This is a genomic window from Kitasatospora sp. HPM-01-4 (genome assembly GCF_051374625.1).
Classification (GTDB): domain Bacteria; phylum Actinomycetota; class Actinomycetes; order Streptomycetales; family Streptomycetaceae; genus Kitasatospora.
The window spans coordinates 3,718,847-3,734,483 of sequence record NZ_JBPQGP010000005.1 but is presented as its reverse complement, the minus strand read 5'-3'; the positions used below and the strand labels follow the sequence as shown (position 1 = coordinate 3,734,483).

Annotated in this window: 17 protein-coding genes; 14 read left to right on the top strand and 3 right to left on the bottom strand. The window is 72.9% G+C overall.

Annotated features, from left to right (window positions below):
* The first annotated feature begins 3 nt into the window (after nt 1-3).
* The 5 genes from ACSMTC_RS16005 (at nt 4) to ACSMTC_RS15985 (ending at nt 5,930) form a co-directional block, all read left to right on the top strand.
* The gene (locus ACSMTC_RS16005) at nt 4-960 is read left to right on the top strand and encodes a Ppx/GppA family phosphatase (RefSeq protein WP_436560359.1); all 957 of its coding nucleotides are present in this window, start codon (nt 4-6) and stop codon (nt 958-960) included.
* A gap of 737 nt (nt 961-1,697) precedes the next feature.
* The gene (locus tag ACSMTC_RS16000; protein WP_436564701.1) at nt 1,698-2,501 is read left to right on the top strand and encodes a sugar phosphate isomerase/epimerase family protein; all 804 of its coding nucleotides are present in this window, start codon (nt 1,698-1,700) and stop codon (nt 2,499-2,501) included.
* A 31-nt stretch (nt 2,502-2,532) separates the two neighbouring features.
* Nucleotides 2,533-3,315, top strand: coding sequence for a class I SAM-dependent methyltransferase (locus ACSMTC_RS15995; protein WP_436560358.1), 783 nt, complete (start codon nt 2,533-2,535; stop codon nt 3,313-3,315).
* Nucleotides 3,316-3,434: 119 nt separating this feature from the next.
* Nucleotides 3,435-5,279, top strand: coding sequence for a dihydroxy-acid dehydratase (ilvD, locus tag ACSMTC_RS15990; RefSeq protein ID WP_436560357.1), 1,845 nt, complete (start codon nt 3,435-3,437; stop codon nt 5,277-5,279).
* A gap of 159 nt (nt 5,280-5,438) precedes the next feature.
* Entirely contained in the window at nt 5,439-5,930 is a 492-nt protein-coding gene (locus tag ACSMTC_RS15985; protein ID WP_436560356.1) for a hypothetical protein, read from the top strand.
* A gap of 36 nt (nt 5,931-5,966) precedes the next feature.
* Here ACSMTC_RS15985 and ACSMTC_RS15980 read toward each other — a convergent pair whose 3' ends face one another.
* The 3 genes from ACSMTC_RS15980 to ACSMTC_RS15970 all read right to left on the bottom strand — a co-directional run bounded on the left by ACSMTC_RS15980 (nt 5,967) and on the right by ACSMTC_RS15970 (nt 7,503).
* Nucleotides 5,967-6,389, bottom strand: a complete 423-nt coding sequence (locus tag ACSMTC_RS15980; protein WP_436560355.1) for an SCO2583/SCO2584 N-terminal domain-containing protein — start codon at nt 6,387-6,389, stop codon at nt 5,967-5,969.
* Between the two features lie 101 nt (nt 6,390-6,490).
* Nucleotides 6,491-6,940, bottom strand: a complete 450-nt coding sequence (locus ACSMTC_RS15975) for a hypothetical protein (protein ID WP_436560354.1) — start codon at nt 6,938-6,940, stop codon at nt 6,491-6,493.
* 176 nt (nt 6,941-7,116) lie between these two features.
* Nucleotides 7,117-7,503, bottom strand: coding sequence for a VOC family protein (locus ACSMTC_RS15970; RefSeq protein ID WP_436560353.1), 387 nt, complete (start codon nt 7,501-7,503; stop codon nt 7,117-7,119).
* A 229-nt stretch (nt 7,504-7,732) separates the two neighbouring features.
* On the opposite strand from ACSMTC_RS15970, the gene proC reads away from it, so the two are divergent.
* The 9 genes from proC (at nt 7,733) to ACSMTC_RS15925 (ending at nt 15,616) form a co-directional block, all read left to right on the top strand.
* On the top strand, nt 7,733-8,557 hold the full coding sequence (proC, locus tag ACSMTC_RS15965) for a pyrroline-5-carboxylate reductase (RefSeq protein ID WP_436560352.1): 825 nt from the start codon (nt 7,733-7,735) through the stop codon (nt 8,555-8,557).
* A gap of 24 nt (nt 8,558-8,581) precedes the next feature.
* Nucleotides 8,582-9,238 (top strand): HAD family hydrolase, encoded by a 657-nt coding sequence (locus ACSMTC_RS15960; RefSeq protein WP_436560351.1) that lies wholly within the window; start codon nt 8,582-8,584, stop codon nt 9,236-9,238.
* 139 nt (nt 9,239-9,377) lie between these two features.
* The gene (locus tag ACSMTC_RS15955) at nt 9,378-10,550 is read left to right on the top strand and encodes an MFS transporter (RefSeq protein WP_436560350.1); all 1,173 of its coding nucleotides are present in this window, start codon (nt 9,378-9,380) and stop codon (nt 10,548-10,550) included.
* A 175-nt stretch (nt 10,551-10,725) separates the two neighbouring features.
* Nucleotides 10,726-11,925, top strand: a complete 1,200-nt coding sequence (locus tag ACSMTC_RS15950) for an acetoin utilization protein AcuC (protein ID WP_436560349.1) — start codon at nt 10,726-10,728, stop codon at nt 11,923-11,925.
* Nucleotides 11,922-12,776 (top strand): phosphatase, encoded by an 855-nt coding sequence (locus ACSMTC_RS15945; protein WP_436560348.1) that lies wholly within the window; start codon nt 11,922-11,924, stop codon nt 12,774-12,776. Before ACSMTC_RS15950 ends, ACSMTC_RS15945 begins: the two co-directional genes overlap by 4 nt.
* A 116-nt stretch (nt 12,777-12,892) precedes the next feature.
* Nucleotides 12,893-13,102 (top strand): helix-turn-helix domain-containing protein, encoded by a 210-nt coding sequence (locus ACSMTC_RS15940; protein WP_344634926.1) that lies wholly within the window; start codon nt 12,893-12,895, stop codon nt 13,100-13,102.
* Between the two features lie 102 nt (nt 13,103-13,204).
* Nucleotides 13,205-13,321, top strand: a complete 117-nt coding sequence (locus ACSMTC_RS15935) for a 30S ribosomal protein bS22 (RefSeq protein WP_425311139.1) — start codon at nt 13,205-13,207, stop codon at nt 13,319-13,321.
* A gap of 218 nt (nt 13,322-13,539) precedes the next feature.
* Nucleotides 13,540-14,589 (top strand): NAD-dependent epimerase/dehydratase family protein, encoded by a 1,050-nt coding sequence (locus ACSMTC_RS15930; protein ID WP_436560347.1) that lies wholly within the window; start codon nt 13,540-13,542, stop codon nt 14,587-14,589.
* Between the two features lie 7 nt (nt 14,590-14,596).
* Nucleotides 14,597-15,616, top strand: coding sequence for a lysophospholipid acyltransferase family protein (locus ACSMTC_RS15925; protein WP_436560346.1), 1,020 nt, complete (start codon nt 14,597-14,599; stop codon nt 15,614-15,616).
* Nucleotides 15,617-15,637: the final 21 nt, after the last annotated feature.

Here is a 15,637-nt window from a genome sequence, read left to right as displayed (position 1 = left end):
GCTATGCGACTCGGTGTGCTCGACGTAGGTTCCAACACCGTCCACTTCCTCGTGGTGGACGCCCACCCCGGTGCTGCCCCGCTGCCCGCGTACTCGCACAAGGCCGACCTCCGCCTCGCCGAACTGCTCGACGCGGACGGCGCGATCACCAAGTCCGGAGTGGACAAGCTGATCGACATGGTGGCCTCCTCGATAAGAGTGGCCGAGGACAAGGGCGTGGTGGACATGCTGCCCTTCGCCACCTCGGCCGTCCGGGAGGCGGCCAACGGCGAGGCCGTGCTGCGCCGGGTCGCCGAGGAGACCGGTGTGGAGCTGCGGGTGCTCTCCGGTCAGGACGAGGCCCGGCTGACCTTCCTCGCGGTCCGCCGCTGGTTCGGCTGGTCCTCCGGGCGCCTGCTCAACTTCGACATCGGCGGCGGCTCGCTGGAGATCGCCTGCGGTCTGGACGAGCAGCCCGACGTCGCCTGCTCCCTCCCGCTCGGCGCCGGCCGGCTGACCGCCCGGCTCCCCGGGGACGTCGCCGACCCCGACGATGTCCGGGAGCTGCGGCGCCAGATCCGGGCCGAGATCGCCCAGGCGGTCGGCGAGTTCTCCCGGCTCGGCACCCCCGACCACGCGGTCGCCACCTCCAAGACCTTCAAGCAGCTGGCGCGGATGACCGGTGCCGTTCCCGCCGACTCCGGTCCGCTGGTGACACGGAGACTCACCAGGTCCGGCCTGGCCGCCTGGGTGCCCCGGCTGGCCGGGATGACCGTCGCCCAGCGCGCCCAGCTCCCCGGGGTCTCGGAGGGGCGCGCGCGGCAGCTGCTGGCCGGTGCGCTGGTCGCCGACGCGGCCATGGACCTCTTCGGCCTGGACGGGCTCGACATCTGCCCCTGGGCCCTGCGCGAGGGCATCATCCTCCGCCGCCTGGACGCCATGGACACCCCGGCGGACCGCCGCCCGGCCCTCACGGGGTGAGCCGCCTACTTCCGGCCGGGGCACGGGGCCCCGCGCGTCCGGGAGGGCGTGACGCCTGCCCGGGGGGACATCCCGCCGCCGTGTCCGGGGCCGCTCCGGAGCGGGGCGGGGCGGGGTGAGTACGCCCACACCCTCGCGGGACACGGCCCCATTCGGCCGCCGGGCCGCTTACGCTGTCTCCCGTGGCGGAACCAGCGGACGAGGACGGTACGCAGGCGGGCCGCGCTGCTGGTGAGGACGCCGGGCAGCCGCGGCCGGGCAGGCCGCGCCGAGCCAGGGCGAGCGCCGCGCCTAAGCGGACACCGGCGCCCGAGCAGGGCGAACCGGGGAGCGGATCCCGGGCGGCCAGGACCGTGAAGGCGGCCAAGAGCACGGCGGCGAAGGGCGCGAAGGTCGCCCAGGCGGTCAAGGCCGTGAAGTCGGCGACCACCGCGAAGGCCGCCAAGGCCACCCGGCAGCGGAAGACCGCGACCGCCGAGGCCGCCGGGCCCACCGCGACCGCCGAGGCCACCAGGGCCACCAAGCGGGCCGAGGCCGCCAAGCCGGCCAGGGCCACCAAGCACGCCGGGACTGCCAAGCACGCCGGGACTGCCAAGCAGGCCGGGATCACCAAGCAGGCCGGGGCCGCCGGAGCCACGAAGGCCGCCAGGCCCGGGAAGGCCGCCCGCCGCAAGGTGTCCGAGCCCGCCCCCCTGCTGCGCACCACCGACCGCCTGGTGCTCCCGCCGCACCCCGAGCTGCACGTCCCGGACACCAAGGTGGTGCTCTCCACCGCCTCGGTCTACCCCGCGACCACCGCCACCGCCTTCGAGCTGGCCGCCAAGCTCGGCTACGACGGTATCGAGGTCATGGTCTGGAACGATCCGGTCAGTCAGGACATCGAGGCCCTGCGCAGGCTCTCCGACCTGCACCGGATGCCGATCCTGGCGGTGCACGCCCCCTGCCTGCTGATCACCCAGCGGGTGTGGACCACCGACCCGTGGACCAAGCTGGTCCGGGCCCGTGCCGCCGCGGAGAAGCTGGGCGCGGACACCGTGGTGGTGCATCCGCCGTTCCGCTGGCAGCGCCAGTACGCCAGGGAGTTCGTCGAGGGCATCGGCCGGATGGCGGGCGAGACCGATGTCCGGTTCGCGGTGGAGAACATGTACCCGTGGCGCTACCGGGACCGCGAGGTGCTGGCGTACTCGCCCGGCTGGGACGTCACCGAGGAGGAGTACCGGCACTTCACCGTCGACCTCTCGCACGTCGCCACCTCGCGGATCGACGCCTTCGCGATGGTCGACCGGATGGGCGACCGGCTCGCCCACGTCCACCTGGCCGACGGCTCCGGGTCCGGCAAGGACGAGCACCTGATCCCGGGCCGGGGCAAGCAGCCCTGTGCCGAGCTGCTGGAACGCCTCGCCCGCACCGGCTTCGGCGGCCATGTGGTGCTGGAGGTCAACACCCGCCGCGCCGCGTCCCCCGCCGAACGCGAGGCCGACCTCGCCGAGGCCCTCGCCTTCACTCGCCTGCACCTGGCCACCCCGGCGCGCGTACGCTGAAGGCGAGCACACCGGACGCTGGGGGCGAGAGATGACGTATCGTCAGTATCACGAGCGGGCACGGTCATTCGGAGCGGTGGCCGAGGTCTACGACGCGGCGCGGCCCTCGTACCCGGACGCGCTCTTCGACGAGATCGAGCGGCTGGCCGGCACCCCGCTGAAGGGCGCCGCCGTCCTGGACGTCGGTGCGGGGACCGGGATCGCGACCCGGCTGCTGGCGGCGCGGGGCGCCCGGGTGACCGCGGTCGAGCCCAGTGCGGGGATGGCGGCCCGGCTGCATGCCGTGAGTCCGCGGATCCCGCTGGTCAAGGCCGGCGGTGACGAGCTGCCGTTCCACGACTCGACGGTGGACCTGGTCACCTACGCGCAGGCGTTCCACTGGACCGACCCGGGCCGCTCCATCCCCGAGGCGATCCGTGTGCTGCGCCCCGGCGGTGCCCTCGCGGTCTGGCGCAACGACCGGGACGCCGGCACTCCGTGGATCGACGCCCAACTGGGGCGGCTGCTGGCCGGAGTGTCCACGCTGAGTGTCCGGCCCACGGGTGTCGAGCGGGTCGACATCGCGAAGGTCGGCGAGCTGATGGCCGGGCACGGCCTGCGGGTGGCGACGGCCGAGGTGGCCTGGCGGCGCGAGGTGCCGCTGGAGACCGCGCTCGACGACCTGCGGTCCAAGTCCTTTATCGCGGTGCTGTCCGACCGCGAACGGGAGTCCGTGATCGCCGCCGAACGGGCCGCGCTGCTGGCCGAGTTCCCGGACGGCCTGCTCCCCGAGCCCTTCACGGTGCGGCTGGCGGTCGGGGTCACGGCCGACTGACCGCATGCCGGACGAGCTGTGCGGCCGAGCGGGCCGACGCGTACGCTCGGTAGCGACGCGGTGCTGCACCCTCAGACCGAAGCAGCCGGCCGCGCGCAGCCGCCGAAGGAGTGGAGCGAATGCCCGAGCTGAGGTCCCGTACGGTCACCAACGGTCGCAACATGGCAGGCGCCCGGGCGCTTCTGCGGGCCGCAGGCGTAGCCCGCGAGGACTTCGGCAAGCCGATCATCGCGGTGGCCAACTCCTTCACCGAGTTCGTGCCGGGGCACACCCACCTCCAGCCGGTCGGCCGGATCGTCTCCGAGGCGATCAAGGAGGCGGGCGGCATCCCGCGCGAGTTCAACACCATCGCGGTGGACGACGGCATCGCCATGGGCCACAGCGGGATGCTCTACTCGCTGCCCTCGCGCGACCTGATCGCCGACTCGGTCGAGTACATGGTCAACGCGCACTGCGCGGACGCGCTGATCTGCATCTCCAACTGCGACAAGATCACCCCCGGGATGCTGATGGCCGCGCTGCGGCTCGACATCCCGACCGTCTTCGTCTCCGGCGGCCCGATGGAGGCCGGCAAGGCCACCCTGGTCGACGGCACGGTCCGCAAGCTCGACCTGGTGGACGCGATCTCCCAGGCGGTCAACGAGAACGTCTCCGACGAGGACATCGCGATCATCGAGGAGAACGCCTGCCCGACCTGCGGGTCCTGCTCGGGCATGTTCACCGCCAACTCGATGAACTGCCTCACCGAGGCGATCGGTCTCTCGCTGCCCGGCAACGGCTCGGTGCTGGCCACCCACACCGCCCGCAGGGCGCTCTACGAGCGCGCCGGCCGCACCGTGGTCGAGCTGGCGGGCCGGTACTACGGCCGGGACGACGCCTCCGTCCTGCCCCGCTCCATCGCGACCCGGGCCGCCTTCGAGAACGCCATGGCCCTGGACATCGCCATGGGCGGTTCCACCAACACGATCCTCCACCTGCTCGCCGCCGCCCAGGAGGCCGAGCTGGACTTCGACATGCGCGACATCGACGCCGTCTCGCGCAGGGTGCCCTGCCTCTCCAAGGTCGCTCCCAACGGCAGCTACTACATGGAGGACGTCCACCGGGCCGGCGGCATCCCCGCCATCCTGGGTGAGCTCTACCGCGCCGGGCTGCTCAACGAGGACGTCCACACCGTCCACTCCGACTCGCTCGCCGAGTGGCTCAAAACCTGGGACGTGCGCGGCGGTTCGCCCTCCGCCGAGGCCGTGGAGCTGTGGCACGCGGCCCCCGGCTGCGTCCGTTCGGCCACCGCCTTCTCGCAGTCCGAGCGCTGGGAGTCGCTGGACACCGACGCGGCGCGCGGCTGCATCCGCGACATCGAGCACGCGTACTCCGTCGAGGGCGGTCTGGCGGTCCTGTACGGCAACATCGCCGAGGACGGCTGCGTGGTGAAGACTGCGGGTGTGGACGAGTCCATCTGGACCTTCAGCGGCCCGGCCGTGGTCGTGGAGTCCCAGGACGACGCGGTCGAGGCGATCCTCGCCAAGCGGGTCAAGGAGGGCGACGTCGTCGTCATCCGCTACGAGGGCCCCAGGGGCGGCCCGGGCATGCAGGAGATGCTCTACCCGACGTCCTTCCTCAAGGGCCGGGGCCTCGGCAAGGCCTGCGCCCTGATCACCGACGGCCGGTTCTCCGGCGGCACCTCGGGCCTCTCGATCGGCCACGTCTCGCCCGAGGCGGCCTCCGGCGGCGCCATCGCGCTGATCGAGGACGGTGACATCGTCTCGATCGACATCCCGGGACGGAAGATCGACGTGCGGCTCTCCGCCGAGGAGCTGCAGGAGCGGCGCCGCAGGCTGGAGGCCGGGGGCGGCTACCGGCCCAAGTCCCGCGAGCGGAAGGTCAGCGCCGCACTGCGGGCGTACGCGGCGATGGCCACCTCGGCCGACAAGGGCGCGGTCCGGGACGTGAGCAGGCTCGGCTGACGCCCTTCACCCGGTCTTCGGCGAGGGGGACCGCTTCCGCTGCACGGGCGGTCCCCTTCGCCGTCGCACGCCGCCGTTCCGCCCCGGCGGTCCGCCCGCCGTTCCGCCCGGCCGTCGGGCTTCGCGCTTCCGAGGGGCCCTCGGGCCATAATCGGACCCGTGACCGAGCAGCGCACCACCCCCGGCAAGTCCCCGTCCGGCGCCCCCGAGCCTGAGCCCATCCGCTGGTTCGGCACCAGCTGGGTCGACCGCGGCGCGGACTACTGGGTGCGCCGGGCCGTGGTGCCGATCGGTGCGCTGGTCTGCGCCGCCGCCGGTGCGGCGGTGCTGCGCTTCGCCGTCACGGGCGTCGAGATGTCCAAGTCCGGCGGCTTCGTCAACGGCCTGCTGATCGCCGCCATCGCGGTCTGCTCCTGCCTCGCCGCCGTGCGCAACTGGAAGCTGCTCACCGAGGGCCGGGAGTCCCTCACCGGCTGGATGGCCGAGGAGAGGTCGCTCGGTGCGGTCTGGCTGATCGGGTCGGTGGGCGCGCTCCTCGCGTACTTCCTCCGCAGCCTGGTCGAGGCGCCGGGCGAGGGCGTCAAGCGCGCCGTCTACGACCAGGCACGGATGCAGTACGAGCGGCGCAGGGCCGCCAAGCGCAAGCGGTGACCCCCGGGGTGCGGGGCAGCGCCCGTCTCCCGTGGTTCAGCCCGTCCAGACGACCGGGTGCGCCACCGGGGCGGTGGGGTCCGGGGCCGGGGTGGGCGGAGGCTGGGTCTGGGTCTGCTGGACGGCCGGAGGCGGCGGCGCGGGCCTGTCGCCCTTCGCGAGCCTGAGGCTGAGCAGGACCAGGCCGATGACCACCACGATGATCAGCCACGACTGCCACCGCTTGCCGACACGGCTGCGCAGCCGGCCGCCACGGCCCCGCGCCGGCCGCACGGGAGTCTCCGGCCAGGTGGGTTCCGGTGGTTCGCGCTTCCACTTGGCGGCGAGCATCCGGGCCCGTCCGGACTGCTCCTTCACGGTCGCGGACCGGACGAACTCCTCGTCCAGGACCAGGTTGTCGAACGGGTCGCTCTGCGGCTCGTCCCCGGGACGAGGCTCTGGGTCTTCGGCTGTCGGCACACGGTCAGTATGTCGAGCCGGAGGGACAAACACGCGGCCGGGGCGGTCAGTTGTGCAGGAACCGTGACCGCCCCGCGAGGCCGGCATCCGCCGCGCCGGCGCTACGCTCCGCGCCTGGCGCGCTTCACCGAGCCGACCACCCCGGCGACCACCAGCAGGATGCCCGCCGGCAGCAGCGAGGTGAAGAACGCGCCGAACAGCCCCCAACTGCCCAGCAGGGTGAGCGCCAGGGTGTTCAGCACCAGCAGCGCACCCGCCGCGGGCAGCGCCGAGCGCCACGGGTGCTCGTCGGCCCAGCGGGCCAGCCGCCGGTCGGAGGTGTCCCGGCGGAGCTTGCCGCCCACCGTGCCGACCAGGAAGAAGAAGAACAGAGCCAGGCCGACCGGCCCCGCCAGGATGTCCATGGACCAGTGACCGGTGACCAGGTCGACCCCGAGAGCTGCTCCGCCGGCCACCACGCCGACGGCCGCAGCCGTCCGCCAGGGCCCGAGCGTCGCCGATGCGACGGCGAGCTGCCGGGTCTCGTTTCGCGACAAATCTGCGTGTCCCATGTGTCCACGGTGCTCCCGGCCGGCCCCGGGCGCCAGAGCGGCCGACCCTGAGTTTCCCCGTAAGGGGGCGCACCGGGGCCGGACCGCCCGGCGGCCGCCGGGCCGCCGGGCAGCGTGGATCAACCACCCGGGATCACGGGTGACTTGGTGTCAGCCGGGTGTGTCACCCGGGTGTGTTACTTGAAGCCGCCGTACGGAACGGTGAGGATCTCCATGCCGTGACCGGCCGGATCCATGAAGTACAGGCCGCGCCCGCCGTCGTTGCGGTTGATCTCGCCGGGCTGCTTGCGGTGCGGATCGGCGTAGTAGGTGATCCCCGCCTGCCTGATCCGCTCGAAGGCGGCGTCGAACTCCTGCTCGGAGATCAGGAAGGCGTAGTGCTGCGGGGTGATCGACTCGGCGGGGATGGTGGCGAAGTCCAGGGTGACCCCGTTGCCGGTGGCGACCGGTATGAACGGGCCCCACTCGGCCCCGACTTCGAGACCCAGGATGCCCGCCAGGAATTCGGCGGAACTCCGGTTGTCCCGGGAGTGGACGATGGTGTGGTTCAGTTCGACTGACATGAGCGAATGCCTCCGTAAGGCATCTGCGGCCACCTCCATGCCTCACCCAGCCGGTGACCGACACGCGATTGCCGCACTCCTGTGATCGTAGACAGTGGGGCCGAGCGTCGTCGAGCGCTTTCGCGCTCTCCCGCCCACAGCGTGGACGCACCGCCACCGCACCGCCGCGGAGTGCGAGGATGGCCGGACACCGTACGTCCGGACACCGTACGTCAGGCAAGGAGCGGCCATGAGCGGTATCGCACACGGACAGAAGATCGCCTTCCTCGGCACCGGCAAGATCGGGGAGGCGCTGCTCTCCGGTCTGCTGCGGGCGGGCAAGGACCCGGCGGACGTGCTGATCACCGCCCGCCGCCCGGAGCGTGCGGCCGAGCTCACCGAGCGCTACGGGGTCACCGCCGTCTCCAACACCGAGGCGGTCAAGCTCGCCGACACCGTCATCCTGGCCGTGAAGCCGCAGGACATGGGCACCCTGCTGGACGAGCTCGCCCCGTACATCGCCGCCGAGAAGCTGGTGGTCTCGGCCGCGGCCGGCATCCCGACCGCCTGGTTCGAGGCGCGGCTGGCGGCGGGCACCCCGGTGGTCCGGGTGATGCCCAACACGCCCGTGCTGGTGGACGAGGGCATGAGCGTGATCTCCGGCGGTTCGCACGCCCAGGAGGAGCACCTGCGCTGGGCGGAGGAGATCTTCCGCTCGGTCGGCAAGGTGCTGCGGCTGCCGGAGTCCCAGCAGGACGCGGCCACCGCGCTGTCCGGCTCGGGCCCGGCGTACTTCTACTTCCTGGTGGAGGCGATGACCGACGCGGGCATCCTGCTCGGCCTGCCCCGGCAGGTGGCGCACGATCTGATCGTCCAGTCGGCGATCGGCGCCTCGGTGATGCTGCGCGACTCCGGCGAGCACCCGGTCAAGCTGCGCGAGGCGGTCACCTCCCCGGCCGGGACCACCATCGCGGCCATCCGCGAGCTGGAGAACCACGGGGTGAGGGCCGCGCTGCTCGGCGCGCTGGAGGCGGCCCGCGACCGGTCCCGCGAGCTCGCGGGCGGCGGCAGATGAGTGCAGGCCAGTAGCCTGGGGCCGGTGAACTACGACCTGGTGATCTTCGACAACGACGGTGTGCTCGTGGACAGCGAGCCGATCTCCAACCGGGTGCTGGCGGAGTACCTGACCGAACTCGGCCATCCCACCAGCGTCGAGGACTCCTACCGGGACTTCATGGGCTGCGCCCCGCACACCGTGCACGACGTCATCGGCGAGCGCTACGGGGCCCGGCTGCCGGAGGGCTTCGACGAGCTCTTCCACGGCCGGGTGTTCGCCGCCTTCCAGACCGAACTCACCGCGGTGAACGGGGCCGAGCAGGTGCTGAAGACCCTGCGGCAGTCGGGGATCCCGTACTGCCTGGCCTCCTCCGCGCACCACGAGTGGATCCGTACCGCGCTCGACCTCACCGGTCTGCTCGGCTACCACCAGGAGGAACGGATCTTCAGCGCCCAGGACGTCGGCGTGGGCAAGCCCGCGCCCGACCTCTTCCTGCACGCGGCCCGCACCCTCGGGGCCGACCCCGCGCGCTGCCTGGTGATCGAGGACAGCCGCAACGGCGTGCTGGCCGCCCGCGCCGCCGGAATGGACGTGTACGGCTACGCGGCCCTCACCGACCCGGCGAAGCTCACCGCCGCCGGGGCGACCGGGCTGATCACCGAACTCCCGCAGCTGCTCGACCTGGTGGCCGCGGTCTGAGCACCCGGCCGGGGCTTCGGCGGGCCCTGCTTCCGGAAGAGAATCCGTCCCGCCCCCTCCCGTAACCGCCCCGCAGGACCTACGCTCGCGGCCGACATCTTTCGTACCGGCCGGTAGCGGCGGGGGAGCGGGGGCGGCGATGCGGCAGGTCCTGGACGGAAGACTGCGCCAGGCGCGGGCGGCGCTGGCGGTCGGCTTTCTGCTGCAGGGCACCGCCTTCGCCCTGCTGGTGTCCTGCATACCCGAGATCCAGCACCGGTACGGGCTGAGCGACGCACTGCTGCCGGTGTTCCTCGCGGCGGTGCCGGTCCTGGCCGGTGTCGGGTCGATCGGCTCCGAGCGGCTGGTGAAGCGCACCAGCGCGCGCGGGGTGCTGCGGGTCGTCCAACCCGCCGTCTGCCTCACCCTCGCCGCGACCGGACTCGGCGACCGGCTCTGGCAACTGGCCGTCTCCCTGGGCCTGTTCGGCCTGCTGGTCGGTGCGCTCGACGCGAGTATGAACATGCTGGGGGTCGGCCTCCAGCGCCGCTACGGACGCAGCATCATGCTCGGCTTCCACGCCGCGTTCAGCCTGGGCGGCATCCTCGGCGGCGGGGTCTCCTGGTTCGGCGCGCACCACCACTCGGGGCTGCCCGCCCTGTTCGGGATCACCGCGGCGGTGCTCATCCCGCCGGCGCTGCTGGCCGGCACCCGGTTCCCCGGGCGGGCCGAACTCGGCGACGCCGTACGGGAGGCGGCCGAGGCGGCGGCCCGGTCCATCCCCTGGCGACCGCTGCTGCCGCTCTGCCTGGCGATGGCCGCCGCCTACATCGCGGACGCCTCGGTCTCCAACTACAGCGTCAAGTACCTCACCGACGGCCTGCACAGCGCCGACGACACGGCCAAGCTCTCCTACCTCGGCTACATGGTGGCGATGCTGCTCGGCCGCGCCCTCGGCGACCGGGGAGTGCAGCGGTGGGGAGCGGTGGCCGTGGTGCGGACCGGGGCCGCGGTGGCCGGACTGGGGTTCGCGACCGCCGCGGCGGCCCCCGGGCCCGCGGTCGGCATCGCCGCCTTCACCCTGCTCGGTTTCGGCATCTGCGCGATCATCCCTCAGGTCTTCGCGGCGGGCGGCCGCCTCTTCCCGGACGACTCCGACGCCGCGGTGGCCCGACTCAACCTCTTCAACTACGTTGGCTTCCTGCTGGGTTCACCCCTGGTCGGAGCCCTCGCCGACGCCGCCTCCTACCGCGTCGCCCTGCTCGCCCCGCTCGTCCTGGTCCTCCTGATCGCCCCGCTCGCGCGCCACTTCGCCCCCGCGCGAAGCCTCTAGCGGCACGGAGAGCGCGCCGCCGGCCCCGCGCCTGCCGAGCAGCACCCGGTCCCGTGCCCTGCAGGGACGCGGGGAGCCAACACGCCACCGCGGCGCGGGGCTTGCCGCGCTCTCCGCCACGCCCCGGGGCATGTGCCGGCCCTTGGGGGTCGGGCTCGTGCACTACCGTGGGGACATGCCCGAAGCCGAGCGTGACACCCCCTGCGGCCTGCACCTCTACTGGGACGAGGCCGTCACCGCCTACGACTTCGGCCCCGGACACCCGATGGACCCGACCAGGCTGGCGCTCACCATGCGACTGGTCGAGGCCTTCGGCCTGACCACCGCCCCGGGTGTGACCGTGCGTTCCGCGCCCCCCGCCGGCGACTCCACCCTCCGACTGGTGCACAGCGCCGAGTACATCGAGGCGGTCAGGTACGTCGCCGCCCACCCGGGCACCACCGACCAGCGGCACGGTCTGGGCACCGCCGACAACTGGGCGTTCGCGGCCCAGCACACCGCCTCGGCGCTGATCGCGGGCCAGTCGGTGGCCGCCGCCGAGGCGGTCTGGAAAGGCGAGACCCGGCACGCCGTCAACTTCGCCGGCGGGCTGCACCACGCCATGCCGGCCGGCGCCTCGGGCTTCTGCGTCTACAACGACCCCGCCCTGGCCATCGCCCGCCTGCTGGAACTGGGCGCCGAGCGGGTCGCGTACGTGGACGTGGACGTACACCACGGGGACGGCGTGCAGCGGGCGTTCTGGAACGACCCCAGGGTGCTGACCGTCTCGATCCACGAGCACCCGGCCACGCTCTTCCCGGAGACCGGCTGGTCCACCGAGACCGGGGGGCCGGATGCGCCGGGATCGGCGGCCAACCTCCCCCTGCCCGCGGGCACCGCCGACAGCGGCTGGCTGCGCGCCTTCCACGCCCTGGTGCCCGAGCTGCTCGCCGCCTTCCGCCCCCAGGTGCTGGTCAGCCAGCACGGCGCCGACACCCATGTCGAGGACCCGCTCGCGCACCTGGCCGTCACCGTGGACGCCCAGCGCATGATCGCCGAGTCCGTGCACGAACTCGCCCACCGGTACGCCGACGGCCGGTGGATCGCCACCGGCGGAGGCGGCTACGCGGTGGTGGACGTGGTCCCGCGCACCTGGACCCACCTGGTCGCCACCGCCGCCGGGCACCCGATCGACCCCGCCACCGAGACCCCCGGGGACTGGCGCGCCGAGGTCTACCGCCGCACCAGACAGCAGGCCCCGCTGCGGATGACCGACGGCGCCGAGCCGCACTGGCGGGACTTCCACGAAGGCGGCTACGACCCCGCCGACCGCCTCGACCAGGCGATCCTGGCCGCCCGCCGGGCGGTCTACCCGCACCACGGCCTGCTGCCGTGACGGCGGCCAGGACGGAACTCCGCGCCCACCTGCTGCGCCACCGCCTGGCCGGGCCGCGGATCCCGACCTCCCGGCAGAAGAACCTCCGCAGCTACCGCCTGTTCGGCCAGGGCGACCCGCAGGCGCTGATGGGACTCGACCCGGAGCGCCGCTGGGGCCCGGGCGCGGTCCTGGGGCTGATGGCCGAACGCTGCGGTGTCCGGCCGGACTTCTCCCACGGCCACGGCCAGGACACCATCGACCCCGAACTCACCCTGGACGCCCTGGACCGGCTCGCCGCACTGCTGCGCCGCACCGCCCGCAGCCGGGGACGGGTGCTCGCGGGCACCGGACACCCGACCAGGCTGCCCGGCTTCCACGGGGCGCTCGTACGGGCGCTGGAGGCATCCGGGTGCGCCGTGCTCACACCAGCGCGGGGCGCGCGCTTCCGTGAGCCGACCCCCGACGGGACCCGGAACCGCACCATCGACTACCTCGGTCCGGTAGCCGTGGTCAGATCTGCCGAGGACGCTGCCGCGCGGACCGGCAGAAGCCCCGCCGGTGCCACCGGCGGCCTGCTGCACACCCACTCCCCGCAGCCCGTGCGGCTGGCACTGAGCGCCCTCGCCGCAGCCGGCGAGGCACCGCCCGACCTGGTACTGGGCGACCACGGCTGGCTCTGCGGGGCCGGCCGGCTGGGCATCGCGGCGGGCGGGCTCGCGGATTCCAACGACCCGGCACCGTTCGTCGGCGAGGCCGAGGGAGCGGTCGCCGTCGTGGTGCCGGTGGACGATGGGGCGCACCCGGACTGCTACAGAGCGCTGAGCGACTACGTACTGCAACAGGCGGATCTCGCACCGTACAGAGACTGAGCTTCCCCCTCTTCCCACTGGTACCACCCATAACTACTCTGGGGATACACGTGTGCCGGTGGAGTCACCGGAGGGGAAGCCGGTGCCTTGCACACGGGTAAGGGTCGGGTGAGGTCATGAGTGCTGGCGAACGCCCCCTGCAGGAGGTCGTCTTCCTGACCGTGGCGGAGGTCGCCGCGGTGATGCGGGTGTCGAAGATGACGGTGTACCGCCTCGTGCACAGCGGAGAGCTGCCTGCCATCCGGGTCGGCCGCTCCTTCCGGGTGCCGGAACAGGCGGTCCACGAGTACCTGAAGGAGTCCTACGTGCGCCTTGAGAGCGCGTAGGAACGACACCGGAACACGCCGATTACGGTGCAGGGCGCGCGGACGGTAGGCTAGGCCGTCCGTCAGTCGTATGGACTCCGTCTCTCACGGGCGAGAGTCTGAGTGAGCGAGGGTTGTTCCGTGGGCTCTGTCATCAAGAAGCGTCGCAAGCGTATGGCCAAGAAGAAGCACCGCAAGCTTCTGAAGAGGACCAGGGTCCAGCGTCGCAACAAGAAGTAACACCCGCTGTCGGCGCGTCTCCCCGCGTACGCGGGGGCCCCGCGCGCACGCGTTCCGCGGCGCGGCGGGAGGCAGCGCGTCGGCATCAGGTGAGCCACCGCCCGCCCAGACGAATTTCGTCCGGGCGGGCGGTGGCGTTTTCGGCGCCGGAACGGCCGCACGGTACGGTGCAGTCAGGGGGCCCGGGCCCCGGAGGACGGCGAGGAGGGCACGAGGACGTGGGCAGGGTCGTGCTCGTCACCGGCGTGGCGCGCCATCTCGGTGCCCGCTTCGCGGCGGAGATCAGCCGCGACCCCGGAGTGGACCTGGTCGTGGGTGTGGACCTCCGCCCCCCGTACCACGAGCTGCCGGCCGGCTGCCGGTTCGTCCAGGTCGACCTGCGCCGGCCGTCCGTCGCGCGGGTGATGGCGGAACACGACGTCGACACCGTGGTCCACCTCACCGTCAGCGCCAGCGGACCCGGCGGCCGGGCCACGGTCAAGGAGACCAACGTCATCGGCACCATGCAGCTGCTCGGTGCCTGCCAGAAGGCCCCGGGCGTGCGCCGTCTGGTGGTGAAGTCCACCACCGGTGTGTACGGCTCCACGCCCCGCGACCCCGCCGTCTTCGGCGAGCGGATGCAGCCCAAGGACCTGCCGCGCGGCGGCTTCGCCAAGGACGCCGCCGAAGTCGAGGGCTATGTGCGCGGCTTCGCCCGCCGCCGCCCCGACGTCGCGGTCACCGTGCTGCGCTTCGCCAACATCGTCGGCCCGGCCGGGGACACCCCGCTCACCGAGTACTTCGCGCTGCCCGTCCTGCCGACCGTGCTCGGGCGCGACCCCCGGCTGCAGTTCATCCACGAGGACGACGCCGTCGAGGTGCTGCGGCTGGCCGCGGCCCCGGCCGGGTCCGGTACCACCCGCACCGGCACCTTCAACGTGGCGGGCGAGGGCGTGCTGCTGCTCTCCCAGTGCGCCCGCCGCCTCGGCCGGCCGACCGTGCCGCTGCTGCTGCCCGCCCTCGGCCTGGTCGCGAGCGTGGCCCGGCAGACCCGGCTGGCCGACATCTCGCCCGAGCAGATCCGGCTGCTCACCCACGGCCGGGTGGTGGACACCACGCTGCTGCGCGAAACCTTCGGGTACACACCGAAGTTCACCACTCCGGAGGCGTTCGCCGACTTCGCCGCCGCGCAGTCGCCCGGCCTGCTGCCGCCCGAATGCCTCACCGCCGTCACCGACCGGCTGACCGGGCTGCTCGGCACCGACCACCCCGACGCCCCGAGGAGCTGAGGCCGCCATGACCGCCGCGAGAGAGTACGCCAGCAGCGAGGCCAAGGTCATCCCGATCGAGTCCGCGCCCAGCTGGCACGGCGGCCAGGGCGGTGCGGCGACGGAACGGTTCGCCGACCGCGTCGCCGAGGCCGTCGGCGGCGCCCTGACCGGAAAGCTCGGCTCGGCCGCCACCCGCGCCTTCGGCAAGGGCTGGGAGGAGCGGGCCGCGGGCGGCCTCGCCTTCCTGCGCCGCCGGATCACCGGCGACTACGAGGTGGACGAGTTCGGGTTCGACCGCGAACTCACCGAGGAGGTCCTCCTCTCGGTGCTGCGCCCGCTGGCGGAGAAGTACTTCCGCATCGAGGTGCGGGGCATCGAGAACATCCCAAGCGAGGGCGGCGCACTGATCGTCGCCAACCACTCGGGCACCGTCCCGCTGGACGCCCTGATGACCCAGGTCGCCATCCACGACCACCACCCCCGGCAGCGCCATCTGCGGATGCTCGCCGCCGACCTGGTCTTCGTGCTCCCGGTGGTGAACGAACTGGCCAGGAAGGCCGGGCACACCCTCGCCTGCAACGAGGACGCCCAGGCGCTGCTGGAACGCGGCGAGGTGGTCGGCGTCTGGCCCGAGGGCTTCAAGGGGATCGGCAAGCCCTTCTCGGACCGGTACAAGCTGCAGCGGTTCGGACGCGGCGGCTTCGTCGCCTCGGCGCTGCGGGCGCAGGTGCCGATCGTGCCCTGCTCGATCGTCGGGGCCGAGGAGACCTACCCGATGATCGGCAACGCCAGGACGCTGGCACGGCTGCTCGGGCTGCCGTACATGCCGATCACACCGACCTTTCCCTGGCTGGGACCGCTCGGGGCGGTGCCGCTGCCCACCAAGTGGACCATCCAGTTCGGCGAGCCGATCCCGACCGACAGCCACCCGCCGGAGGCGGCGGACGACCCGATGCTCGTCTTCAACCTGACCGACCAGGTCCGCGAGACCATCCAGCACACCCTGTACAAGCTCCTGGTCCAACGGCGCTCGGTCTTCTTCTGACGCCTTCCGGCGCCCTGCCCA